22 protein-coding genes are annotated in these 24,107 nt (G+C 62.6%); 20 read left to right on the forward strand and 2 right to left on the reverse strand.

Annotated features, from left to right (window positions below; translation table 11 throughout):
- The first annotated feature begins 150 nt into the window (after window positions 1-150).
- The 16 genes from IB263_RS15960 to IB263_RS16035 all read left to right on the forward strand — a co-directional run bounded on the left by IB263_RS15960 (window position 151) and on the right by IB263_RS16035 (window position 16,811).
- On the forward strand, window positions 151-1,257 hold the full coding sequence (locus tag IB263_RS15960) for an extracellular solute-binding protein (RefSeq protein ID WP_034805879.1): 1,107 nt from the start codon (window positions 151-153) through the stop codon (window positions 1,255-1,257).
- A gap of 113 nt (window positions 1,258-1,370) precedes the next feature.
- The gene (locus tag IB263_RS15965) at window positions 1,371-2,357 is read left to right on the forward strand and encodes an ABC transporter permease (protein WP_113554957.1); all 987 of its coding nucleotides are present in this window, start codon (window positions 1,371-1,373) and stop codon (window positions 2,355-2,357) included.
- Window positions 2,357-3,151 (forward strand): ABC transporter permease, encoded by a 795-nt coding sequence (locus IB263_RS15970; RefSeq protein ID WP_034805885.1) that lies wholly within the window; start codon window positions 2,357-2,359, stop codon window positions 3,149-3,151. The genes IB263_RS15965 and IB263_RS15970 overlap by 1 nt, the downstream gene beginning before the upstream one ends.
- Window positions 3,151-4,233: an ABC transporter ATP-binding protein gene (locus IB263_RS15975; RefSeq protein WP_060580985.1), complete on the forward strand. Its 1,083-nt coding sequence runs from the start codon at window positions 3,151-3,153 to the stop codon at window positions 4,231-4,233. The genes IB263_RS15970 and IB263_RS15975 overlap by 1 nt, the downstream gene beginning before the upstream one ends.
- A gap of 69 nt (window positions 4,234-4,302) precedes the next feature.
- Complete coding sequence (locus tag IB263_RS15980; RefSeq protein ID WP_192438687.1) at window positions 4,303-5,412, forward strand: NAD/NADP-dependent octopine/nopaline dehydrogenase family protein; 1,110 nt, start codon at window positions 4,303-4,305, stop codon at window positions 5,410-5,412.
- Window positions 5,413-6,600 carry a glycine C-acetyltransferase gene (locus tag IB263_RS15985; RefSeq protein WP_192438688.1) on the forward strand — a complete coding sequence of 396 codons (1,188 nt, stop codon included), beginning with the start codon at window positions 5,413-5,415 and terminating at the stop codon, window positions 6,598-6,600.
- Between the two features lie 11 nt (window positions 6,601-6,611).
- A complete protein-coding gene (tdh, locus tag IB263_RS15990) occupies window positions 6,612-7,646 on the forward strand; it encodes an L-threonine 3-dehydrogenase (protein ID WP_060611193.1) in 1,035 nt (344 codons plus the stop codon).
- Window positions 7,647-7,774: 128 nt separating this feature from the next.
- Entirely contained in the window at window positions 7,775-8,770 is a 996-nt protein-coding gene (locus IB263_RS15995) for a LysR family transcriptional regulator (RefSeq protein ID WP_060609986.1), read from the forward strand.
- A gap of 62 nt (window positions 8,771-8,832) precedes the next feature.
- The gene (locus IB263_RS16000) at window positions 8,833-9,933 is read left to right on the forward strand and encodes an extracellular solute-binding protein (protein ID WP_060609983.1); all 1,101 of its coding nucleotides are present in this window, start codon (window positions 8,833-8,835) and stop codon (window positions 9,931-9,933) included.
- 78 nt (window positions 9,934-10,011) lie between these two features.
- The gene (locus IB263_RS16005) at window positions 10,012-10,992 is read left to right on the forward strand and encodes an ABC transporter permease (protein ID WP_060529775.1); all 981 of its coding nucleotides are present in this window, start codon (window positions 10,012-10,014) and stop codon (window positions 10,990-10,992) included.
- A gap of 9 nt (window positions 10,993-11,001) precedes the next feature.
- Entirely contained in the window at window positions 11,002-11,793 is a 792-nt protein-coding gene (locus IB263_RS16010; RefSeq protein ID WP_060584577.1) for an ABC transporter permease, read from the forward strand.
- A gap of 5 nt (window positions 11,794-11,798) precedes the next feature.
- Window positions 11,799-12,869 (forward strand): ABC transporter ATP-binding protein, encoded by a 1,071-nt coding sequence (locus IB263_RS16015; RefSeq protein ID WP_034801840.1) that lies wholly within the window; start codon window positions 11,799-11,801, stop codon window positions 12,867-12,869.
- A gap of 13 nt (window positions 12,870-12,882) precedes the next feature.
- Window positions 12,883-14,352 (forward strand): NAD(P)-binding domain-containing protein, encoded by a 1,470-nt coding sequence (locus tag IB263_RS16020; RefSeq protein ID WP_113554967.1) that lies wholly within the window; start codon window positions 12,883-12,885, stop codon window positions 14,350-14,352.
- A 31-nt stretch (window positions 14,353-14,383) separates the two neighbouring features.
- On the forward strand, window positions 14,384-14,884 hold the full coding sequence (locus IB263_RS16025) for a CMD domain-containing protein (protein WP_060520885.1): 501 nt from the start codon (window positions 14,384-14,386) through the stop codon (window positions 14,882-14,884).
- A gap of 1 nt (window position 14,885) precedes the next feature.
- Complete coding sequence (locus IB263_RS16030; protein WP_060609974.1) at window positions 14,886-15,464, forward strand: peroxidase-related enzyme; 579 nt, start codon at window positions 14,886-14,888, stop codon at window positions 15,462-15,464.
- The gene (locus IB263_RS16035) at window positions 15,465-16,811 is read left to right on the forward strand and encodes an MATE family efflux transporter (RefSeq protein WP_371814121.1); all 1,347 of its coding nucleotides are present in this window, start codon (window positions 15,465-15,467) and stop codon (window positions 16,809-16,811) included.
- A gap of 18 nt (window positions 16,812-16,829) precedes the next feature.
- Here the strand turns inward: IB263_RS16035 and IB263_RS16040 are convergent, their stop codons facing one another.
- Window positions 16,830-18,068 (reverse strand): FAD-binding oxidoreductase, encoded by a 1,239-nt coding sequence (locus tag IB263_RS16040; protein WP_060529780.1) that lies wholly within the window; start codon window positions 18,066-18,068, stop codon window positions 16,830-16,832.
- Between the two features lie 24 nt (window positions 18,069-18,092).
- On the reverse strand, window positions 18,093-18,917 hold the full coding sequence (locus IB263_RS16045) for a M55 family metallopeptidase (RefSeq protein ID WP_060609969.1): 825 nt from the start codon (window positions 18,915-18,917) through the stop codon (window positions 18,093-18,095).
- Between the two features lie 111 nt (window positions 18,918-19,028).
- Between IB263_RS16045 and IB263_RS16050 the strand changes: the two genes are divergently transcribed.
- The 4 genes from IB263_RS16050 to IB263_RS16065 all read left to right on the forward strand — a co-directional run bounded on the left by IB263_RS16050 (window position 19,029) and on the right by IB263_RS16065 (window position 24,105).
- Window positions 19,029-20,486, forward strand: coding sequence for a M81 family metallopeptidase (locus IB263_RS16050; RefSeq protein ID WP_192438689.1), 1,458 nt, complete (start codon window positions 19,029-19,031; stop codon window positions 20,484-20,486).
- Window positions 20,487-20,662: 176 nt separating this feature from the next.
- The gene (locus IB263_RS16055) at window positions 20,663-21,295 is read left to right on the forward strand and encodes a helix-turn-helix domain-containing protein (protein ID WP_034801861.1); all 633 of its coding nucleotides are present in this window, start codon (window positions 20,663-20,665) and stop codon (window positions 21,293-21,295) included.
- 123 nt (window positions 21,296-21,418) lie between these two features.
- Complete coding sequence (locus tag IB263_RS16060; protein WP_034801826.1) at window positions 21,419-22,960, forward strand: ABC transporter substrate-binding protein; 1,542 nt, start codon at window positions 21,419-21,421, stop codon at window positions 22,958-22,960.
- A 131-nt stretch (window positions 22,961-23,091) separates the two neighbouring features.
- Complete coding sequence (locus tag IB263_RS16065; protein WP_060609964.1) at window positions 23,092-24,105, forward strand: ABC transporter permease; 1,014 nt, start codon at window positions 23,092-23,094, stop codon at window positions 24,103-24,105.
- Window positions 24,106-24,107 lie beyond the last annotated feature (2 nt).

Here is a 24,107-nt window from a genome sequence, read left to right on the forward strand (position 1 = left end):
AAAAACAATTAGACGGACCAAATTTGCTGCGCCAATCTTTATGCAGGCTGCAACTGGATCGATCCGGCTGCGCGATCGGCGACGGGATCAGAAGCGCGTATGCGCGCTCTGGCGCCATCAAGTCACGCTGGGAGGCGAGAGGAGAAACAAATGATTATCGGGCAGAAGATCAATCGCAGGAACGCGCTCAAGCTGTTGGGGGCAGGCGGTGCAACGGTGCTCACCGCGCCTTACCTCATCCGGTCGGCGCGTGCTGAGAGCTCGGTTCTCAACATCACCACCTATGACAAGTTCCTGCCGCAGGATTTCATCGAGCAGTTCCAGAAGGACACAGGCATCGAGGTTCGCATCCGCCTGACCGACGACCAGGGCAAGCAGTACAATCTCTTGACGGCGGAAGGCGCAAACCCGACCACGGACATCGTGACGGTCGCCGGCCACCGCTACGGCCAGTTCATCGGCTCCAAGCTGGTGCAGGCGCTGGATACGGCAAAGCTGCGTAATTGGGCGAACCTCAACCCCGCCTATCAGGACGCCGCCTGGGCGCGCTTCGAGGGCAACCTTTGGGGATTGCCGATCCTTGCCGGCTACGAAGGCCTCGTGCGCAACACCGACTACGTGTCGGAGGCCGACAGCTGGGGCATCATGTTCGACGAGAAGTACGAAGGCCTGACCGCCTATATGGCGGGCGACTTCATGTCGATCACCATGAAGTATCTGGGCCATGACGGCGACTTCGTCACCTACACCGACAAGGTCGAGGAGGCCCAGAAGGCCGCCAGCCAAGCGCGCGACCACCTGATCAAGCACAAGCACATGGTTCGCAAATACTACGATGCGGCCAGCGAAGTGCAGCAGATGTTCATCAACGAGGACATCCATCTGGCGCAGGCCTGGTCGGGCCCGGCTGCCAAGCTGATCATGGACGGCGTGCCGGTCAAGCTCTCCGTGCCGAAGGAAGGCACCTACGGCTTCTGCTACACGCTGAACATCGTCAACAACGCGCCGAACGCCGAGAACGCCTACAAGCTGTTCGACGCGATCCTGGCGAACCCCGAGGTCGGGGCGGCGATGACGCGCACCTCCGGCTTCAGCTCGACGATATCGGGTGTCGACAAGCTGCTCGACGAGAGGGAGCGGCTGGCATCGACCCTGCCGCAGGACGAGCTCGAGCGCGTCACCTTCTTCAGCTCGCTCAACCGCTCGATGAAGAACGAGATCATCGATCGCGCCGTCGCCGAACTGAAAGCGGCCTAAGCAATCGCATTGCGATGACTGACTGACTGACCTCGCCGTAGCGGCGGGGTCAGAACGGTGACGCATGTTCTGCCAACGCCCGTCGGGTCGCGGACAAGCTTTGGGATAATTCAATGGCCGTGGGAACACATACGGCAGGTGGCGGTCTCCCCGTCCGTGCTGCGCACATGAAATACTCGACCGGGGTCGCAAGGGTGATCAACTCACCGCTCTATCGCTACACCTTGGGCGCCGTTGCCGAGTGGCGATACGGACGCATCCTGCTTTTGGCCGGCGTGCCGGTCGTCTGGATGCTGATGATGCATATCGGCCCCATCTACGAGATGCTGCGCATCAGCCTCCTGTCCAGCTATCCGCCGCAGCCGGGCGTCGAGGCCGAATTCACGTTCGACAACTACGCGCTCTTCTTCAGTGAAAAGCTCTACTGGATGCCGCTGCTGCGCAGCTTCATCTATGCCTCCATCGCAACCGCCGTCACCCTGGTCGTGGTCTATCCGGTTGCCTATTACGTGGCGAAGGTGGTTGCGACCGGCAACAGGTCACGGGCGCTGCTCCTGCTCTTGGCCCCGTTCTGGGCCGGTGAAATCATCCGTATCTTCTCGGTCATCATGCTTCTCGCCAATCGCGGTGCCGTTAACGTGCTGCTCAGGGAAATCGGGCTGACCGAGCGTCCGATCCAGATGCTCTACACCTCGTTTTCGATCAGCTTCGGCCTCGTCTACATGGTCTGCCTTTACATGCTGCTGCCGCTCTATTCGGCGATCGAGAAGATCCCGAAGTCGCTGCTCGATGCCTCAGCCGATCTCGGGGCAGGGCCGTTCACGCGCTTCCGCCGCATCATCCTGCCGCTTTCGCGCGACGGCATCGTGTCCGGATGCTCGCTGGTCTTCCTCACCTGCATGGGCGTGTTTGCCGCTCCCATTCTGCTCGGCGGGCCGACCACCAGCATGTTCTCCGAGACGATCAGCAGTTTCTTCCACGGCGCCAGCAGCCGTTGGCCGGCCGGTGCCGCCTTCGCGATGATCATGCTTGCCGCATCCCTCGTCACCGTCGGTCTGTTCATGCGGGTCGTCGGCGGCTCGAAGCAAAGGACATTCTGATGCGCGCCCTGTTTCACGATTGGCCCGGGCTGGCCCTCAAGTCCTTCTACTGGCTGTTTGTCCTGTACCTGTTTCTGCCGTTGTCGCTGATGGTGGCGGTCAGCTTCAAGGACGCGAGCTTCATTTCGTTTCCGCTCGGAAACCTGACGATCGACTGGTACGCCAAGGTCATAAAGGACAAGCAGTTCCTGGACGCCTGCCTCTACACCATCATGATCGCCGCGGCGACGACGGCCATTGCAACGGTGATCGGTGTCTGGATCGCGATGCTGATCGGGTCGCTGCGCGGGGCCGCTCAATACGTGGCCTTTGCGGTGGCCTGCCTGCCGGCCGTGGTGCCGGGCATGATCTCGGCGATTTCGCTGCGCATCTTCATCACCACCATCGATCTGCCGACGGGCACGGTCGCCATCATCCTCGGCCACGTCGTCCACGCCGTGCCTTTCGTGGTGGTCATGGTGCTGACGCGGCTGCGCTCGATGCCGGGCAATCTGGTCGATGCCGCGCGCGATCTCGGTGCCGACAGTATCGTAACCTTCTTCCGCGTCACGCTTCCCTATCTGGGACCGGCCATCTTCGGCGGCATGATCTTCTGCCTGCTGCTGTCGAGCGACGACTTCGTCCGCACCTTCTTCCTCGGCGGCTATCGCCCGACGCTGCCGATGCTGATCTTCGCCCGGGTGCAGTCCGGCATGTCTCCGGAGATCAACGTCATGGCGACGCTCGTCCTGGTCGTGACCGCCGTGGTCGGGCTCTACGCAGAATATCTCACACGTCGTTCGAGGATCCGCTGATGCAACCGGTTGTTCAGTTCGAAAATATCCGCAAGAGTTTCGGCAGCTTTGTCGCCGTCGATAATCTCAATCTCAACATCGAGCGCGGCAAGTTCGTCACCCTGCTCGGCCCCTCCGGCTGCGGCAAGTCGACAACGCTGCGCATGCTGGGCGGGTTTGAAACGCCGACCGAGGGCCGCATCTTGCTCTCCGGCCGCGACGTGACAATGGTTCCGCCGAACCGGCGCAACGTCAACATCGTGTTCCAGGACTACGCGCTGTTCCCGCACATGTCGGTCGCGAAGAACATCGCCTTCGGCCTGGAGCTGAAGGGTGTCGACAACCGCCAGATCCAGCGGCGCGTATCGGAGCTTCTGGAACTCGTGCAGCTGCAGGATTTTGCCGGCCGCCTTCCGTCCGAGCTGTCGGGCGGCCAGCGTCAGCGTGTCGCGCTGATGCGCGCCTTGGCGCCCGATCCGGACGTTCTGCTTCTGGACGAGCCGCTTTCCGCCCTCGACGCCAAGCTTCGCCAGACGATGCAGATCGAGCTCAAGGCGATCCAGGAACAGACCGGCAAGACCTTCATGTTCGTGACCCACGACCAGGAAGAGGCGCTCACCATGTCGGATACGATCGTGGTCATGAACAATGGCCGTATCGAGCAGATGGGCGATCCGGCGACCCTCTACAAGCGCCCCGGCTCCGCCTTCGTGGCGACCTTCCTCGGCGAAACCAATCTGTTGCATTCCGACGTCGTCGGTACTGACGCCGGCGAAGCGGCGGTGCGGTGGAACGGCATGACGATCAAGGCGTCCGCCGGCGCGCTCTCGCCCAAGGCCGGCGACGCGATCTACGTCGTCCTGCGGCCGGAAGCGATCCAATGCTCGGCGCAGGAACCGGGTGTCGCCAACCGGATCCGTGGACGGATCCGCCAGCGGGTTTTCAAGGGCAACCACACATCGCTCAAGGTCGAGATCGGCGAGGGGCATCTGCTCAACGCGCTCGTTCATCCGAGCGAGGTGGAAGGCCTAAGCCGCGACGACATCTGGGTCGGCTGGTCGTCCGAAGCGACCACGCTCATCCCCGCCCGAAACGCGGCTTAGCCGCAACACCTCGACAGCGGGCGCCCCGGCTGCGCCCGTCACCCGATATCAATGAAAGTGGAAAACGACATGCGCGTAGGTATCGCAGGTGCTGGCTCTATTGCCTTTGGCACCGCTGCACTTCTTGAAAAACTGGGACACAAGGCAACGCTCTGGTCGCCGTCCGGCACCGGCACTGTGGCACTCGCAGAGGGAGGGCGCCTCACGGCCGAGGGCGCCATCGAAGGCACCTTCCTTCCGGCCGTTGCCAAGCGTGCGGAAGATCTCGTCCACGATACCGATGCGATCCTCATCGCGCTGCCGGCCTATGGTCACCGCTTCGTGCTGGACGCAATCGCGCCGCATCTGACTGCCGGTCAAGTGGTGATCTTCAGCTCGCATACCTCGTTCGGAGCGCTTTATCTCTCGTCGCTTCTGGCAGCACGCGGCATCACCTTGCCGATCGTTGCCTGGGGCACGACGATCGTCAGCGGCCGGAAGCTCGGCCCTGCGCTGGTGCAGGTGAACACCATCCGCAAGCAGGTCGATCTCGCGACCGTTCCGGCATCGGAAAGTGCGCGCGGCCATGCGGTTTGCACGGCGCTTTTCGGCGAACATTTTGTCGATCGCGGCAGCCTGCTGGCGATCGCGCTTTCAAACCTCAATCCGCAAAACCACCTCGGGATCGCGCTCGGCAACATGTCGCGCATGGAGCGCGGCGAGACCTGGGTTCAGGCCCAGAACGTCACCCCCAATATCGGTCGTCTCCTGGAGACACTCGACCTCGAACGCCTGGCTGTCGCCGAGAAGCTGCAGCTGAAAGTGCGCGACATTTTTCAGCATTTCCACCTGTCGTTCCATGTGCCGGTCAGCACGATCTCGCAGATGAACCAGGAAATGCATGAGGCCGGACATAACGGCACGGGTCCTGCGACGGCCGACAGCCGCTACGTGACGGAGGATGTTCCCTTCGGTCTGGTCGTCACTGCGCAGCTCGCGCGCCTTGCCGGATGCCCGGCTGACCTGCACGAGGCCGGTATCCGCATCTTCTCGGCCATGTACGGCCGAGACTTCGAAGGCGAGAACGACCTCCTTCCGGAACTGGGCCTCGAGCGGCTGGATCTCGAAGGTCTCGATGCCCTGTGCCGCACCGGCTTCCCGCCTGTCGTCGCTGTCGATCGAGCCGAGGGACGTGTCTGAATGAGTGATCGCTTCCTCACCCATCTCCGTTCAGAACTCGAGGGCCTGAAGACGGCCGGGTTGTACAAGTCGGAGCGTGTGATCACCTCGAAGCAGGCGGGTGAGATCAAGGTCGCCTCGGGCGAGCGGGTGCTCAACTTCTGCGCCAACAACTATCTCGGCCTTGCCGATAACACGGAGCTGGCCGAGGCCGGCAAACAGGCGCTCGACCGCTACGGCTACGGCATGGCCTCGGTGCGCTTCATCTGCGGCACGCAGGAGGAGCATAAACAGCTGGAGGCACGCATTTCGTCCTTCCTCGGCCTGGAAGACACGATCCTCTATTCCTCCTGTTTCGATGCCAATGGCGGCCTGTTCGAAACGCTGCTCGGCGAAGAGGATGCGATCATCTCCGATGCGCTCAACCACGCCTCGATCATCGACGGCGTGCGGCTGTCGAAGGCCAGGCGCTTCCGCTACGCCAACAACGACATGGCGGCGCTGGAGGAGGAGCTGAAGAAGGCCGAGGGCAGCCGCTTCAAGCTGATCGCCACGGACGGCGTCTTCTCGATGGACGGCATCATCGCCAATCTTAAGGGCGTCTGCGATCTCGCCGACAAATATGGCGCCATGGTCATGGTCGACGACAGCCATGCGGTCGGTTTCGTCGGGAAGAATGGCCGTGGCTCGGCCGAACATTGTGGCGTCGAGGGCCGGATCGACATCATCACCGGCACGCTCGGCAAGGCGCTCGGCGGTGCCTCGGGCGGCTACACCGCGGCCAAGGCCGAAGTGGTCGACTGGCTCAGGCAGCGCTCGCGCCCTTACCTGTTTTCCAACACCCTGGCGCCGGTGATTGCCGCCGCCTCGCTGAAGGTGTTCGACCTGATCGACAACGGCGATGCCTTGCGCGAACGGCTCTATGCCAATGCGAGCCTGTTTCGCACCGAGATGTCGAAGCTCGGCTTCACGCTGGCCGGCGAGGGCCACCCGATCATCCCGGTGATGCTCGGTGATGCCGCACTCGCCCAGGAGATGGCGGCGCGCATGCTGAAGAAGGGCGTCTATGTCATCGGCTTCTCCTTCCCGGTGGTGCCGAAGGGCCAGGCGCGCATCCGCACGCAGATGTCGGCAGCGCATAGTGAAGCGGATGTCCGCCGGGCAATCGCCGCCTTCGAAGAGGTCGGCCGCGACCTCGGCGTGATCTGAGGGAGAGACTGATGACGAACATGATGAAGGCGCTGGTGAAGTCGAAGCCGGAAGAGGGCCTCTGGATGGAGCGCGTGCCGGTGCCGGAGATCGGCCCGAACGACGTGCTGATCAAGGTGAAGAAATCGGCGATCTGCGGCACCGACGTGCACATCTGGAACTGGGACCAGTGGGCGCAAAAGACCATTCCGGTGCCGATGGTCGTTGGTCACGAGTTCATGGGCGAGATCGCCGAGGTCGGCTCGGCCGTCACCAAGTACCATGTCGGCGAGCGGGTCTCGGGCGAGGGCCACATCGTCTGCGGCAAGTGCCGCAACTGCCGGGCCGGCCGCGGGCATCTGTGCCGCAACACGCTCGGCGTCGGCGTCAACCGGCCAGGTTCGTTCGGCGAGTTCGTCTGCCTGCCGGAGTATAACGTCGTGCCGATCCCGGAGGATGTGCCCGACGAGATCGCGGCGATCTTCGATCCGTTCGGCAATGCGGTGCACACAGCACTCTCCTTCGATCTCGTCGGCGAGGACGTGCTGGTGACCGGCGCCGGGCCGATCGGCATCATGGGGGCGCTGGTCGCCAAGCGTTCGGGCGCGCGCAAGGTGGTGATCACCGACATCAACCCGACGCGGCTGGCGCTCGCGAAAAGCGTCGGCATCGACCATGTCGTCGATGCCTCGAAGGAAAACCTTGCCGACGTGATGAAGGCGATCGGCATGACCGAAGGTTTTGACGTCGGGCTGGAAATGTCGGGAGCGGCCCCTGCCTTCCGCGACATGATCGACAAGATGAACAATGGCGGCAAGATCGCCATCCTCGGCATCGCGCCGGCCGGCTTCGAGATCGACTGGAACAAGGTGATCTTCAAGATGCTCAACCTCAAGGGCATCTATGGCCGCGAGATGTTCGAGACCTGGTACAAGATGATCGCCTTCGTGCAGGGCGGCCTCGACCTTGCCCCCGTCATCACCCACCGCATCAAGATCGACGAGTTCCGCGACGGCTTTCAGGCCATGCGCTCCGGCAATTCCGGAAAGGTCGTCATGGACTGGTAAGGCCGCAAGGGCCGGCCCGATCCGGCCCGGTCGACCCCATCCGAGAAAAATTGTCTTTTGTCACTAGAACTAAGAATGCGTTTTATGCACTATTGATCGTCCACCATGCAGGGAGCGCATGATAGCCGATGGAAGTACGCGATCTCGAGGCCTTTCTCGCCGTTATGTCGACGGGCAGCATCACCGGTGCCGCCCGCCTGCTCGACCGCTCGCAGTCGCAGGTGACGCGCCTGATCCAGGACCTGGAGACGTCGCTCGGCTTTGCGCTGTTCGAGCGGAATGGTCCGCGGATCGCGCCGACCGACAAGGGCATTGCCTTCCATGAGGATGCAGAGCGTTTCGTCAGCGGCATCGGGCACCTGCGCAATCGCGCCAAGGCAATCGCCGGCAAGGAACCCGAGCCGATCGAGATCGCCGCAACGCCGGCCTTTGCCAGCGGCATCATCCCGATCGCACTTGCCGCGCTGCCGGAGCATCTGCTGCCCCACACGATCAATTTGCGCAGCATGCCAGCCGAGGCCGCCGTGCAGTCGGTGTTTGCGCGCACGGCGGATTTCTGCGTGACGTCACTGCCGGCCGATCAGCCCGGCCTGGACGTTCAGGGTTTTTTCGAAGGGCGCTGCGTCGCCGCGGTTGCGCCGCACGATCCGCTGGCGGCGAAAGACGTGATCGCGATCGCCGATCTGGCCGGGCGCACGCTGGTCACCATGTCCAATCCGTTTCGGCTGCGCCATAGCGTTGATGAAGTGCTCAACGCGGCCGGCGTGCGGCCCAATCGCATCATCGCGACCAACGCGGCCAACAACGCCGTGCAGGTCGCATCGCTCGGCCTTGGCGTGGCGATCATCGAGCCGGCGACCGCCTACGGTCTGCAATCGGCACCCATCGTCGTTCGGCCGCTCGATGTCCAGATCCCCTTTCTGTGGGCGATCCTATCGGCTGGCTCGCGCCCGCTCTCGGCCGGCGTCCGGGACCTCATTCAACGGATAGCGCGGATCGCTTCGGAGCGGATGCCGGATCTGACAGTGCACGATCCCAAGCAGATGGCGCGTATCGCCGAAAGGAGCTTTGCCGGCAGGAACGCCGGCAATGGTGCGCCGCCGGACAACCCGGCGGCGAAATAAAGGGGAGCAAAAGCTCTAAACGCCCACACGAGAATTGAGCCTGCCAAAATGAGGAGAACGAGATGAACAATTTTGACGTCACCCGCCGATCGGCAATGAAGCTGTTGGCAGCCGGGGCCGGCGTGCTCGCAGCGCCTTCGATCATCCGCCCGGCCTTCGCCCAGAGCAAGGTCGTCAACATCACGACCTATGACAAGTTCGTACCGCAGTCCTTTATCGATCAGTTCCAGAAGGATACTGGCATCGAGGTGCGAATCCGGCTGACCGACGACCAGGGAAAGCAGTACAACCTTTTGACCGCCGAAGGGGCTGCACCTTCCACCGACATTGTCACCGTGACCGGCCACCGCCTGTCGCAGTTCATGAAATCGAATCTGCTCTCGTCGCTCGACACCGCGCGCCTGAAGAACTGGGGCAAGCTCGCCGCCGCCTACAAGGGCGCGCCGCAACTGACCGTCGACGGCAAGACCTTCGGCGTGCCGCTGCTTGCCGGCTTCGAGGGCCTGGTGCGCAACACCGAATACGCCAAGGCTTCCGACAGCTGGGCGATCATGTTCGATGACGAGAACAAGAACCTGACGTCCTACATCGTCAGCGACTTCCTCTCGATCGTCATGCGCTACCAGGGCAACGACGGCGACTATGTGACCTACGGCGACAAGCCCGATGTCGCACAGGCCGCAACGAACCAGGCCCGCGATTTCCTCATCCAGCACAAGGACAAGGTGCGCAAGTACTACGATGCCGGCTCCGAGCTGCAGCAGATGTTGGTCAACGAGGACATCTACCTGGCGCAGGCCTGGTCCGGTCCGGCCGCCAAGCTCATCATGGACGGCCATCCGATCGAGATCTCGGTGCCGAAGGAAGGGACCTTCGGCTTCCTCTATTCGTTCAACATCGTCAACAACGCGCCGAATGCGGACGCGGCCTACACCTTCCTCGACGCCATCCTGTCGTCGCCGGAGATTGGTGCTGCGATGACCCGCCAGTCCGGCTTCTCGTCGGCCTTCGACGGCGTCGACAAGGTGCTGGACGAGAAGGAGCGTGCCGCGCTGTCGCTGCCGCCCGAGCAGGTCGAACGCATCCAGTTCTTCAGCTCCGTCAACCGCGACATGAAGAACGAGATGATCGACAAGGCAACGGCCGAGATCAAGTCGGCCTGACCTATCAAAATCCGGGCGATCGGCTGAGGCCGGTCGCCCGTCATAAAATGGACTCTTCCAGAGCCGGGAACAAAGACAATGCTGGATACGACAACACAACCGCCATCCGTCGGTTTGTCGACGGTGCCGCGCTATGCCGGATGGATCGGCAAGGCGGCACGTTCGGGGCTTTATCGCCATACGATCGGCCTGCTCGTCGAAAGCCGGCGCGTGCGTCTCGCCGTGCTGGCAGGCGTGCCGCTTTTCTGGATCGCTATGTTGCATATCGGGCCGATCCTGCAGATGGCCAATATCAGCCTTCTTGCCAACTATCCGCCGCAGCCGGACAAGAGCAGCGAATACACGCTGGCCAACTACGCGCTGTTCTTCTCCGATCGGCTCTATTTCCTGCCCTTTGTCCGCAGCCTGATCTTTGCCGCCGTGGTCACGATCTCGACGCTGGTGATCGTCTATCCCGTGGCCTACTACGTCGCAAAGATTGTGCAGCCGAAGAACCGGATGCGGGCCCTGTTGCTGCTGCTCATACCCTTCTGGGCCGGTGAGCTGATCCGCACCTTCTCGGTCATCATGCTGCTCGCTAACCGCGGGGCGTTGAACGTGCTCTTGCGCGAGTTCGGTTTCATCGACCGGCCGATCCCGATGCTCTACACCTTCTTCTCGCTAAGCTTCGGCGTCATCTACCTGCTCGCGCTCTACATGCTCCTGCCGCTCTATTCGGCGATCGAGAAGATCCCGACGCCGCTGATCCAGGCGGCAGCCGATCTTGGGGCTGGGCCGTGGCAGCGGTTTCGCCGGGTCATCCTGCCGCTATCGAAGGACGGCATCGTCTCGGGCTGCAGCCTCGTCTACCTGACGGCTGTCGGCGTCTTCGCTGCGCCGCTGCTGCTTGGCGGCCCGAATTCAGTGATTTTCCCTGAAGTTATCGCGACGCTGTTTCACGGCTCAAACGACAAATGGCCGGAAGGTGCTGCCTTCTCGATGATCATGCTTGTCGTGTCCTTGACGACCGTCGGGCTCTTCATGCGGGTCGTCGGCGGTCGCTCCGTCCGGCTGATGTGAGGGCGAATGATGCGAACCTATTTCAACGACCTCCCGAAAACCGCGCTCGGTGCTTCCTACTGGATCTTTGCCGTCTATCTGGTCCTGCCGCTGGCGCTGATGACGGCGATGAGCTTCAAGGATGCGAACTTCATCGCCTTCCCGATCGGCAACTGGACGCTGTCCTGGTACGGCAAGGTGATCCAGGACAAGCAGTTCCTCGAAGCCTCGCTCTATTCGATCGGCATTGCGCTCGCCACCACCGTTTCGGCGACGATCATCGGCGTCTGGATCGCACTTCTCGTTTCGGCGGAAAACATCTGGGGCAAGGCAGTGATCTTCGCGCTCGCCTGTCTTCCGGCCGTGGTGCCGGGGCTGATCAACGCGATCTCGATGCGCATCTTCATCCGCGCCGTCGACATTCCGACCGGAACCTTCGCGATCATCCTTGCGCATACGGTTCATGCCGTGCCCTTCGTCGTCATCATGGTTCTGACCCGGCTGCGGTCGATGCCGGCCAATCTGGTGGATGCGGCGCGCGATCTCGGCGCCGATCCCTTCATCGCCTTCCTGCGCGTCACCATCCCCTATCTGATGCCGGCGCTCTTCGGCGGCATGATCTTCTGCGTGTTGACCAGCATCGACGACTTCGTCCGCACCTTCTTCCTCGGCGGCTACCAGCCGACCCTGCCCATGCTGATCTTCGCCAAGGTGCAAGGTGGTATGTCGCCGGAAATCAACGCCATGGCGACCATCGTGCTCGTCGTCACCACCGCCATCGGCCTTTATGCCGAGCATTTCACCCGCCGATCGAGGAGCTGACGCAAATGCAGCCTGTCGTCCATTTCAAGAACGTCAACAAGTCCTATGGGGCGCTGACCGCCGTCGATGATCTCGATCTTGCGATCGCGCCCGGCCAGTTCGTCACGCTGCTTGGCCCATCCGGCTGCGGCAAGTCGACGACGCTGCGCATGCTCGGTGGCTTCGACAGCCCGACGTCGGGGGAAATCTACCTCGAGGGCAAGCCGATCTCGCACCTGCCGCCGAACAAGCGCAACGTCAACATCGTCTTCCAGGACTACGCGCTCTTTCCGCATTTGACGGTCGGCCGCAACATCGCCTTCGGCCTGGAATTGAAGGGCATGGAGAGCGCCGCGATCCACAGACGGGTCAGCGATCTCCTCGCCCTCGTCTCCCTTCAGGATCACGCCGAACGCATGCCGGCACAGCTTTCCGGCGGACAGCGCCAGCGCGTGGCGCTGATGCGGGCGCTGGCTCCGGATCCGAACGTGCTTCTGCTCGACGAGCCGCTGTCGGCGCTCGACGCGAAGCTGCGCCAGCAGATGCAGATCGAGCTGAAGTCGATCCAAAAGAAGACCGGCAAGACCTTCATCTTCGTCACCCACGACCAGGAGGAAGCGCTCACCATGTCCGACGTCATCGTCGTGATGAACAAGGGCAGGATCGAGCAGATGGGAGGACCGGACGAGCTCTACGCCCGGCCACGCAGCCGCTTCGTTGCGAACTTCATCGGCCAGAGCAATTTCCTCGAAGGCACGGTTGCTTCGGTCTCCGGCGAGATCGCTGCCGTCGAGTGGCGCGGCAACATCGTGCATGCGGATGTGAACGGCACCTCGCCGATACCGGGAGACCATGCCACCGTGGCGCTGCGACCGGAGGCGGTTTTCTGCCTGTCGCGCAAGCCGGAAGACCGGCCGTCGCTCAAAGGGCGCATCGATCAGCGCGTCTTCAAGGGGGCTCACACGTCGCTGACCGTCAAGCTCGACAACGGTAGCACGCTCGAGGCGCAGATCGATCCGGTGGCGCTTTCGCATATCGAAGGGGACGACGTCTGGGTGGGGTGGCGCGACCGCGATGCCGTCCTTTTGGCGAAGTGAAGGGAGATCGGGGATGACCGACAATCAAAAGCAGCAACGGCTGGCCGCGCTCAATGCGCGGGTAAGGCAGGACCTGAGCTACCTCAACTATCCGCCGGCCAACTGGTCGAAGCCGGTGACGACTGCGGCGGGCGATGACGTCAGCGATGTGGTCGTGATCGGCGGCGGCATGTGCGGGCTCGTTGCCTGGCATGCCTTGACGCGTGCCGGTATTGCCAATCTGCGCATCGTCGACCGCGCGCCGAAGGGTTTCGAGGGCCCTTGGGTCACCTATGCGCGCATGGAGACGCTGCGCTCGCCGAAGATCCTTCTCGGCCCGGCACTGGGCGTTGCGTCACTCAGCTTCCGCGCCTGGTTCACGGCGCTTCATGGTGAAGCGGAATGGGAGGAGCTGTTTCGCATCCCGCGGCCGATGTGGATGGATTACCTGCGCTGGTATCGCGATGTCATGGACATTCCGGTCGAAAACGACACCCACGTCACCCGCGTCGTGCCGCGCCCCGACGGACTGCTGGAACTTGAAATCGCCGGCGGCGCAAAACCTGCGATCATCACCCGCAAGCTGGTGATGGCGACGGGCCGCGATGGGCTCGGCGAGCCGACCATTCCGGATTTCGTCAAGGGCATGGAGCGGCACAAGTCCTGGGCGCACTCGGCCGACGAGATCGACTTCGATCGCCTGAAGGGCAAGCGCGTCGTCGTCATCGGTGTCGGTGCTTCGGCGGTCGACAATGCCGCCGAGGCGTTGGAGCAAGGGGCAGGGGAGGTGCGGCTTCTCGCCCGCCGCAAGGAAATGCCGACGGTCAACAAGCTGATGGGCATCGGCTCTTATGGTGTGACCGCAGGCTTTGCCGAGATCTCGCCGGAATGGCGTTGGCGGCTGATGGACTATGCGGCCAAGCAGCAGACGCCGGCACCACACAATTCGACGCTGCGCGTCAGCCGGCACCCGAACGCCTACTTCCATTTCGACTGCGGCATCCGGTCGATGAGGGAAGAGGGCAGCGAGGTCGTTATCACCACGACGAACGGCCGCATCTTCCGCACCGACTTCGTCATCCTCGGCACTGGGTTCTCGATCGATCCGCTGAGCCGCAGCGAGCTTGCCCCCTATCAGGACCAGATCGCCTGCTGGGATGACCGCTACGCGCCGCCACCGGGCGAAGAGAACCCCGGGCTCGGGCGCTTCCCCTGGCTGAACGGAGACTTCTCCTTCACCGAGAAGGAGCCGGGAACAGCCCCCTGGCTGAAGGACATCCACTGCTTCAACTACGGCGCCTCCGTCAGCGTCGGCAAGGTCAGCGGCGACATTCCGGCCATCAGCGAGGGTGCGCTCTGGTTGGCGCGCGGGGTCGCGGCCTCGCTCTTCATTCGGGACGTCGACTACCATTGGGAAGCGCTAATCGCCTACGAAAAGCCGGAGCTCGACGGGACCGAATGGTTGGATGCCGACGCGCCGACGCCGGCGCAGAAGACGGCCTGACCCTCCCGCGTTTCAGATGACAGGAAAACCAATGACCTCTCCATCGACAACTGACGTAATTGACACGGTGCTCGGGCTCGATCGCTTTCCCGACCTGCAGGCGCTGCGCGAACAGCGGGCGAAGCTGAAGCAGTTGAGCCAGACGAGCTATCAGGCTGCCCTTCGCCCTGCCGATCCGCGCAACTTCTCCTATGCGCTCCGAGCAGCCCTTGCTGCGCGCATGGCGGCACTCTGGAAGTCGCAGGAGCTCTCCGCGCATTTCCGGGCGCTGCTCGAACGCGAGGACGAGGGCTCCGCGTTGGCGTCGATTGCCGATCCTGGCAACGGCATCGAAGACCCCCGCCTTCAGGCGATCCTCGCCCATGTCGATCTCGTCACGCTTTCGCCGAAGGAGGCGACGCGCACCAACATCGAAAAGCTCGCCGCCGCAGGTCTCGACGACCGGGACATCGTCACGCTCGCCGGCCTGATCGCCTTCGTGAACTATCAGGTGCTGGTTACGGCCGGCCTCAAGATGCTGAGGGACAACTGAGATGTCGCAAGCCGTGCACGAATTCACCGTCGAAGCGCTCGACTGGAAGCCCTATGTCAAGCCGGTCGATGTCGAGACCGCCACACCCGAACAGCTCGACGCGCTGAAGATCACGCCGTCCAACAGGAAGATTTCGGACTATGTGCTGGTTCTCGCCAACGAGCCGGAAACCCTGAAGGAGCGCACGCCGCTCTTCAACGACATCATGTATAGCGAGGGCGGGCTGTCGCGCGGTGGCCGGGAGATCGGCGCGCTTGCCGCATCCTTCGTCAACCGCTGCATCTATTGCGCCTCGGTTCATGCGGCGCGCTACATCCAGCTCGAAAAGCGGCCGGAGGTGGTCGACGAGATCTATGGCAGCGGCCTTGACGCGAACCTGCCGGAATTCGAGCAGGCGCTGTTCAATTTCGGCGTCGACCTGACGGCGCATCCCGACAATGTCGGCGCCTACCAGTTCTACCACCTGCGCGAGATCGGCCTCGACGACCTGCAGATCCTCGACCTTATCCACGCGGTTGCAATCTTCGGCTGGGCCAATCGGCTGATGCATACGCTCGGCGAACCACACCGGCTGGATTGAGTGAAACACGCTTCCGATCACGCTGCGGTCACGGTCCGTCCCTTCGACATCGCGCATCGCGACGTGCTTCGCATCGCGTTGCCGATGATGATCGCCTATCTGTCGAGCCCGCTTGTCGGGCTCGTCGCAACCGGCGTCATCGGCCAGTTGCGCGACGAGACCCTGATCGGCGGCGTGGCGCTTTCGACCGTCATCTTCGACGTCATCTTCGTCACCTTCAACTTCCTGCGCGGGGCGACCACGGGCTTTACGGCCCAGGCGCTCGGCGCCGGTGACCGGCGTGAAGAGCAGCGCATGCTCGCAAGCGGCCTCATCATCGCGATCGTGGCGGGGCTGGCACTGCTTTTGCTTCAAAAGCCGATCGGCGCGCTTGGCCTTGCCGCCATGGGCGCGGAAGGCAAGGTCGCCGAAGCGGCCGCCACCTATTTCGCCTGGCGGGTCTGGTCGGCGCCCTTCGTCCTCTTCAATTTCGTGGTTTTCGGCTGGATCATCGGGCGTGGCGATGCGCTCTGGGGCATGATCCTGCAAACCTTGCTCAGTGCGCTGAACGCCGGCTTGAGCGTGCACTGGGTCCTCGGTCTCGGCTGGGGTGTGGCGGGCGTTGCTGCCGCCTCTCTCGTTGCCGAGGCCGTCACGGCACTGGCGGGGCTCTACCTCATCTGGGCAAAGACCGACCGGAGCGCGTGGAACCTGCCGGATCTGACGGCGTTCCGTCGCGCCTTTTCGGTCAATGGCGACATGATGATCCGCTCCTTCGCGCTTCTGATCGGGCTTTCCTTCTTCACCCGCCAAAGCGGCATGCTCGGCATCGAAGTCCTTGCGGCCAATACGATCCTGCTGCGCTTCTATTTCTTCGGCGTCGCCTTTCTCGACGGGGTGGCAACGGCGGCGGAGCAACTGGCCGGACGAGCCGTCGGCGCGCGCTACCGGCCGGCGTTCGACCGTGCTGTTGGTTTGACCACGGTATGGGGCTTCGTCTTTGCCGGGCTCGTCGCGCTCTGTCTCTTTGTGGCCGGCGACTGGGTGATCGGCATCACCGCCCCGTCGGAAAGCGTGTCAGCACTCGCACACGCGTACCTGCCCTATGTCGCCGCCCTTCCGATCTTCGGTATCGTCGCCTTCCAGATGGATGGCGTCTATATCGGCGCCACCTGGTCGCGGCAGATGCGAAATCTGATGGTCGCCTCGCTGGTGATCTACTTTGCCGCCTGGGCGATCCTGCAGCCGGTCTTCGGCAATGACGGACTGTGGATCGCGCTGATCCTGTTCCAAAGCGCCCGCAGCGTCGCCTTCCGGCTCATGCTGCCGCGGCTGGCCGACCGCACATTTTCGACCGTGCGCCAATGACCGGGCCCTGACGTTCGGCTATGCCCAGTCTCGGGTCGACGGCAACAGGGGCAGGGCCAGCGGATTGTTGCGATTCCCGGCAACCTGCTCGGCCAGGAGAAGTGCTGTCGTCGGCCCCAGGGTGAAGCCCTGGTGCCCATGGCCGAAATGGAACCACAGGCCCTTGTGACGACTGGGCCCGACGACGGGAAGCATATCGGGCATGCAGGGACGGGTACCCGACCATGGCGCTGCTTCGATGGGGTCGCGGAGTGCAAAGAGCGTTCGTGCGGCGCTGACAGCGTGTCGTATCTGTCGGGATGCCGGGGCGGTGCCCAGCGGCGCCAGGTGCGCGCCGGTCAAAACCCGCCACCCCGCGTTCATCGGGGCGATCAAGGCGGAGCTGTCGATGTCCAGCATCGAAATGCGTGGGCCTTCCTTGCCGCCAAAGTGCCAGTGGTAGCCGCGCTTGAACACCATGGGGACACGATAGCCAAACCGCGCCAAAAGCATCGGCGACCACGGCCCCAGGGCGACGACCGCGTTTTCAGCCGTGAGATTGCCACCCTCCGACAGGACCCGCCAGCCCGCGCCGGTCTGCTGCAGGGACATGGCATCGCCCTGGGCGACCTTGCCGCCGCGGGCGACGAAGAGCGCGGCGTAGCGCGAGACCAGGTCGCCCGGATCACGGCAGGTCCAGGGTGAGGTCCAATGGACTGCGCCCGCCAGCCGGCTTTTGAGCGCCGGCTCGCTTGCCGCAAGCTCGTCGGAGGTAAGCACGTCCGACGGCACGCCGTATTCCCGTTTCAGACGCTCGGCGGTCGCGACAGCCGCATCGAGCTTTCCTGGCGAACGGTAGACCGCGCGCCAGCCCTCGCGAACGATCAGGTCGCCGGCATTGGCGGGTTCGATGAAGCGCGCATGATCGTCGCTCGCCCGCAGCGCCAGCTTCGAGTAGGCCGCGACGGTTCTCGCATAAGTCGCCGGCGCCGATTGCGTGAAATAGCGCCAGAGCGGTCCGGCCAGCCGCGGCATGTCGCCGAGCCGCCAGTCCGTATCGTTGCCGCGCTTCAATCCGACCCTGACGATCTCGGCAAGCGAGCGAGGAAAAGCATAGGGTTCGACGGCCTCGGTCTGGATGATGCCGGCATTGCCGTAGCTGGTTTCCCGGCCCGGTGCCTTGCGGTCGATAAGCACCACCTGGTGCCCGGTTTCCTGCAAAGCGAGCGCTGTGGAGACGCCGACCATGCCGGCGCCGAGGACGATAGAGGTGGTCATGGATTGGTTCCGCGGAAATGCTCGTCAGAAGGTGAGGCGGGAATTGTAGCCGACCACGAATTGGATGAAACGCGAGACGTCGACCATGTCGTCGCCCTGGTAGCGGATCGTGTACCCGTCGGTGCGTTCGACGCCCTTGAGATAGGAAAGATATTCGGCCGGAAGGCGGTTGCGGAAGACGATCTCAAGGACGGGGGTCTCCAACTTGAACGGCTTTGCCGAACCGGCCCTCGACAATGCCTTCTTGACGCCCTCGCGGATGCGGCGATGGGCGACGGCGGGCGTCAATGTGATCGCCGATTGCGTGCTGTAGACTTGCTTGACCGGCACCGTCACGATATCGCCGATACGCTCCCTGATCTCCTCCAGGGCGACGTTGTCGCCGGAAGCAAGCAGCACCGGTACGCCAAAATGTCCGGCAATGGCGGCGTTGATCCCGGCCTCCGGCATGACGGTGCCGTTGATGCGCACTTCGGCAAAGGCGGTGCCGCCGATCGTGTGCGACAGCACGCCGCCCTTGTGGCTTGCGCCGGCATGGTAGCCGAGAAGCATCGCGCCGACGAAGGAACCGAGTTCGACGCCCTGCATCATCATCAGCGGCCGCGGCCAGCTGCGCACGACCTGTACGTAGTCGGGCAGGCGGTCGATCAGGATGCTCTCGCCATTTCCATGGGAATCGCTGAGGATGACCTCCTCGACGCCTTCCTCGTGCGCAGCTTCGCAGGCGTGAACCACGGTGTCCGTCATCCAGCGCCGGGCGTTCTCGTACTCGAAACCTTCGGGCATCAACTGGTCGCGGCTCACGACCCCGACGATCCCTTCGATGTCAGCGGAAATATAGATGCGCATTCCTGCCTCCCCGGTCAGCCGCGCAAGGGCGCGGATAATGCATTTGACTTTCCGACGATAAACATAGTTTTATGATTAGAAAATATCTTTCTTGATAGGCGAGAGGCGAAAATGAAACTTTTCATCGCGGGGCTGGATACGGAGACCAACACCTTTTCGCCCATGCAGACCGGCATCGAGGCCTTCCGCGAGAACCTGATCGCCTATGGCGATGCCACCGGCAAGCCGCTCAACTGCTGCTCTTCGCAAATGTTCGTCTGGCGCAATGCCGCTCAAGAAAAAGGCTGGGATGTGGTGGAGAGCCTGTGCGCCGTGGCCGAGCCCGGCGGCAGGACCACGCGAGCGGTCTATGAGAGTTTCCGCGCCACCATTCTCGACGATCTCAAGGCCGCGATGCCGGTTGACGCCGTCATGCTCGCGCTGCACGGCGCCTGTGTGGCCGACGGCTACGACGATGTCGAAGGCGATCTGCTCGCGCATGTCCGGCAGGTGATCGGACCGGATGTGCCGGTCGCAGCCGAACTCGACCTGCACTGCCATATCACCGAACGCATGCTGGCCAATGCGACCATGATCTCCACCTACAAGGAATATCCGCACACCGACATCGAGGAGGTTGCGGAGCAACTGTTCCGGCTGATGGAGCGCACACTTGCGGGCGAAGTGAAGCCAGCCATGGGCATGCATGACTGCCGCATGATCAACACCTTCCACCCGCATCGCGCGCCCTTGCGTGGCATCGTTGACCGCATGAAGGCGATGGAAGGGCAGGACGGTGTGCTCTCGGTCTCCTTCGGTCACGGCTTCCCGTGGGGCGATGTCGAGGATGTCGGTGCCAAGATGCTTGTTGTGACCGACAACGATCCGGAAAAAGCCGCGCGTATCGCCCGCTCCTTCGCTCGCGAGATATTCGAGGCGCGCGAACAGATGCGGGGAGACTATCTCGGGATCGACGCGGCCCTGGACCGGGCCGTTGCCGCGACAAGCGGTCCGATCGTGCTTGCCGATGTTTCGGACAATGCCGGCGGAGGCGCGCCTGGAGACTCGACCTTCATCCTGCGTCGTATCATCGAGCGCGGCATCGAAGACGTGGCCTCCTGCCTCTATTGGGATCCGATTGCGGTTCGGATGTGCCGCGAGGCGGGGGAAGGGGCCACTTTGGCACTGAGGATCGGCGGCAAGGTCGGGCCTGCATCCGGCGACCCGCTTGACCTGACGGTGACGGTCAGGCGCGTCGCGTCCGGCATCACCCAGCGCTTCGGGCCGACGCCGCTTGCCATCGGCGATGCCGTGTGGGTGTCCTCCGGCAGCATCGACATCGTGATCAACACAGTGCGCACGCAGACCTTCCATCCGGAATGCATGACAGCGCTTGGCCTCGACCCCGCGCAAAAGAAGATCGTCGTGGTGAAATCCAGCAACCACTTCCGTGCCGGCTTCGAACCGATCGCGCGTGACATTCATTACGTCAGTGCGCCAGGCGCCTTGCAGCCGACATTCGAGGATCTGGCTTTCACCAAGCTGAAGCGCCCCTATTGGCCAAGGGTCGCCAACCCGTTTGCGGAGTAGGCGGGCTTCGAAACGCTGCAAGTGGTTGTGGGGCAGGGATTGCCGTCAACACGATGTTGCTTTCGGCCACGTATTATAGGAAATGGTTTTCCTATCATGCCAATCGGATTCTGTGTTGCGGGCGGGCGAGAACCGGCGAGCACTTCGATGGCGGCAGGCAAATGGAGACGCCAACGATGACCGACGCGAAATCCAGCCTCGGCGAGATCCTCAAGGATATTCGCAACCGCAACCGCTGGACCTTGGCCGAAGTCAGCTCCATGACCGGGCTTGCGGTCTCGACCCTTTCCAAGGTCGAGAACAACCAGATGCAGCTCACCTACGACCGCTTGATCCAGCTTGCCCAGGGCCTGAAGGTCGACATCGTCGAGCTTTTCGGGACCATGACGGGCGCGGAAGACGTCCCCAACATGATGGGGCGGCGCACCTATACCAAATCCGGCGACGGGCGGGAGATCGTCACGCAGAACTACGACTATCTCTATGTTTGCACGGAGATTTCCAAGAAATCGATGGTCCCGATCCTGGCGATGGCACGGGCGCGCACGCTCGAGGAATTCGGGCCGCTCATCCGCCACAAGGGCGAGGAGTTTTTCTACGTCCTCGACGGCGAATTGGAACTTCACACCGAGATCTACGCGCCCCTTCGGCTGAAGAAGGGTGATTCCTGCTACTTCGACGCCATGATGGGACACGCCTATTTGAGCGTCAGCGAGGAGCCGGCGCAGATCTTATGCGTTTGCTCGACCCCGGAAACCGAATTGGTCTCCACGCTGGCAAATGCGCAGACGATCAAGCTCAAAAGCTGATCGAAACTAAAAAACAAATACGATAAGAAAAAATATTGCACTTAGGAAAATCGTTTCCTAGTCTAGGACCGCGGTGGGTGCCGGGAGGGCATCGCACGCCGCAGTTCTGGGGAGGACGACGAGATGAACGGTTCCAAGTGGAAATCGATCGGCATTGCATTGCTTCTGGCATCGACGCCGCTTTCCGGCGCGATTGCTGCGCAGGACGTGCTGGTGCTGGCGCGCGCGGAAGATCCGCCGACAGCCGATCCAGGCATTGAGATCAGCAACAGCGGCTACACGCTCACTTATGCCGCCTATGAAAGGCTCGTCGCCTACAAGGGCGCCTCGACGGAAGTCGGGCCGGAACTGGCCGAAAGCTGGACTGCCGACGATGCCGGCCTCGTCTGGACCTTCAAGATTGCGGCCGGCCACAAGTTTGATGACGGCTCGCCGGTCGATGCCGCGGCCGTCAAGTTCAGCTTCGACCGGCTGATGAAGCTGAAGGCTGGCCCCTCCGACGCGTTCCCGGTCTTGAAGGAGGTCGAGGTCGTCGACCCGCAAACCGTAAAGTTTCACCTGACCGCGCCGTTTGCGCCGTTCATTTCAACGCTTGCCGTCTCCGGCGCTGCGATCATCAATCCAAAGGTGATGGAGCATGAGAAGGACGGCGACATGGCGAAGGCCTGGCTCGCCGAGCATACGGCCGGCAGCGGTCCCTATCGCATCGCTTCCTGGGAGCGCAACCAGAGCATCGTGCTCGACAGCAACGAACATTATGCAGGCGCCAAGCCGGCGCTGAAACAGGTCGTGCTCCGCATTGTCGGCGACGTGTCGGCGCGTCGCCTTCAACTGACCAACGGCGATGCCGACATCATCGAACAGATCCCGCTCGATCAGGCCGAAGCGCTGCAGAAGGATGCCTCCGTCGTCGTCGAGAGCAATCCGAGCATGTATGTGAACTACATCTACATGAACAATCGCCAGCCGCCGCTCGACGACGCCAAGGTGCGTCAGGCGATCTCCTATGCGGTCGACTACCAGGGCATCATCGACGGCATCATGCTCGGTCAGGCCAAGCAGATGCGCGGCGCGGTGCCGAGCGGCATGTGGGGGCATGATCCCCAGGGTTTCCAGTACAGCTACGACATCGAGAAGGCCAAGGCGTTGCTTGCCGAATCCGGCAAGGGCGACATCCATTTGACCTATACCTTCTCGCAGGCCGATCCTGCCTGGGAACCGGTTGGTCTGGCGCTGCAAGCCTCTCTCGCAGAAATCGGCGTCAAGCTCGATCTGCAGGCGGTCGCCGACACGACGAAGCGCGAGTTGGTCGCCAACGGCAAGTTCGACATGGCGCCCGGCGCCTGGACGCCTGATTTCGCCGACCCCTACATGTTCATGAACTACTGGTTCGACGCCGGTAAGATGGGCGGCCCGGGCAACCGTTCCTTCTACAACAACAGCAAGGTGACGGGTCTCGTCCAAGAGGCAGCTTCGATCGTCGACGAAGCAAAGCGCAAGGCTCTCTACATCGAGGCGCAGAAGCTTTCGACTGACGACGCGCCGTATCTCTACATCATGGAGAAGAACGACATCTTCGCCCGCCGCGCCGCGGTGAAGGGCTATGTCTACAATCCGATGCTGATCCAGGTCTACAACTTCGGAACGATGTCGAAGACGGAGTGAGGAGGAACGGTCAAGCTTCGCTTGGCCGACCGCATTCCACGGAACGCCTGCCGCCGGCCCCTGGCCGTGGCGGCAGGGTTCTTCGTTTCCCAAGCTAGGCCGGGGTTCCCCTGCCGGAAGGGCTGACGTCCATGGCAATCACCCGCATCATTCTTCCGCGTCTGATCCTCTTGCTTTTCGTCGTGCTGGGGGTCGCGGTCATCACCTTCACGATCTCGCATCTCATTCCCGGTGATCCGGCGCGCATGATCGCGGGCGACAGGGCAAGCGCCGAGACGCTTGAAAATGTCAGGCGCAATCTCGGTCTCGACCGGCCGGTCGTCGAACAATTCACCATCTATATCGGCAATCTGCTTCAGGGCGATCTCGGCACGTCGCTCAGGACCAATCGCCCCGTCGCGGCCGATATCCGCACCTTCCTGCCGGCGACGCTGGAGCTCGGCCTGGTCGCGCTTTTCATCGCGATCTGTCTCGGCGTGCCGCTCGGTGTGCTCTCGGCCGTCTACAAGGACGGTCCAATTGATCAGGTGGCACGAACGGTCTCGGTCTGCGGCATCTCGATGCCAGTCTTCTGGTTCGGCCTGATCCTGATCTACGTCTTCTATGCGAAATTCCAGATCCTGCCCGGCAGCGGGCGCCTGGCCATGGGTATTGCGACACCCGAGCGCATCACAGGCTTCCTGCTGATCGACTCGCTGCTGCAGGGCCGTTTCGACGCATTCCGCAGCGCCCTTTACCACATCATCCTGCCGGGCTTCGTGCTCGCCTTTGCCAATATGGGCGTGATCACGCGCCAGATCCGCGCCTCGATGCTCGACGTGCTGCAGGAAGATTACATCCGGACAGCACGCGCCAGTGGCCTGCGCAAGGGCATGATCATCTTCAACTATGCGCTCAGAAACGCGCTCATCCCGTCGATCACGCTGCTCGGGCTGGCGCTCGGCGATCTGCTCTATGGCGCGGTGCTGACGGAGACGATCTTCGCCTGGCCGGGCATGGGCACCTATGTTGTGACCTCGATCCAGACCCTCGATTTCCCCGCCATCATGGGTTTCACCATCGTCGCATCCATCGGCTACGTGCTGATCAACCTCCTGGTCGATCTCGCCTACATGCTCGCCGACCCGCAGATCAGGGAGGTCTGATC

Origin of the sequence: Ensifer sp. ENS03, assembly GCF_014852035.1 — a bacterium.
GTDB lineage: Bacteria > Pseudomonadota > Alphaproteobacteria > Rhizobiales > Rhizobiaceae > Ensifer > Ensifer adhaerens.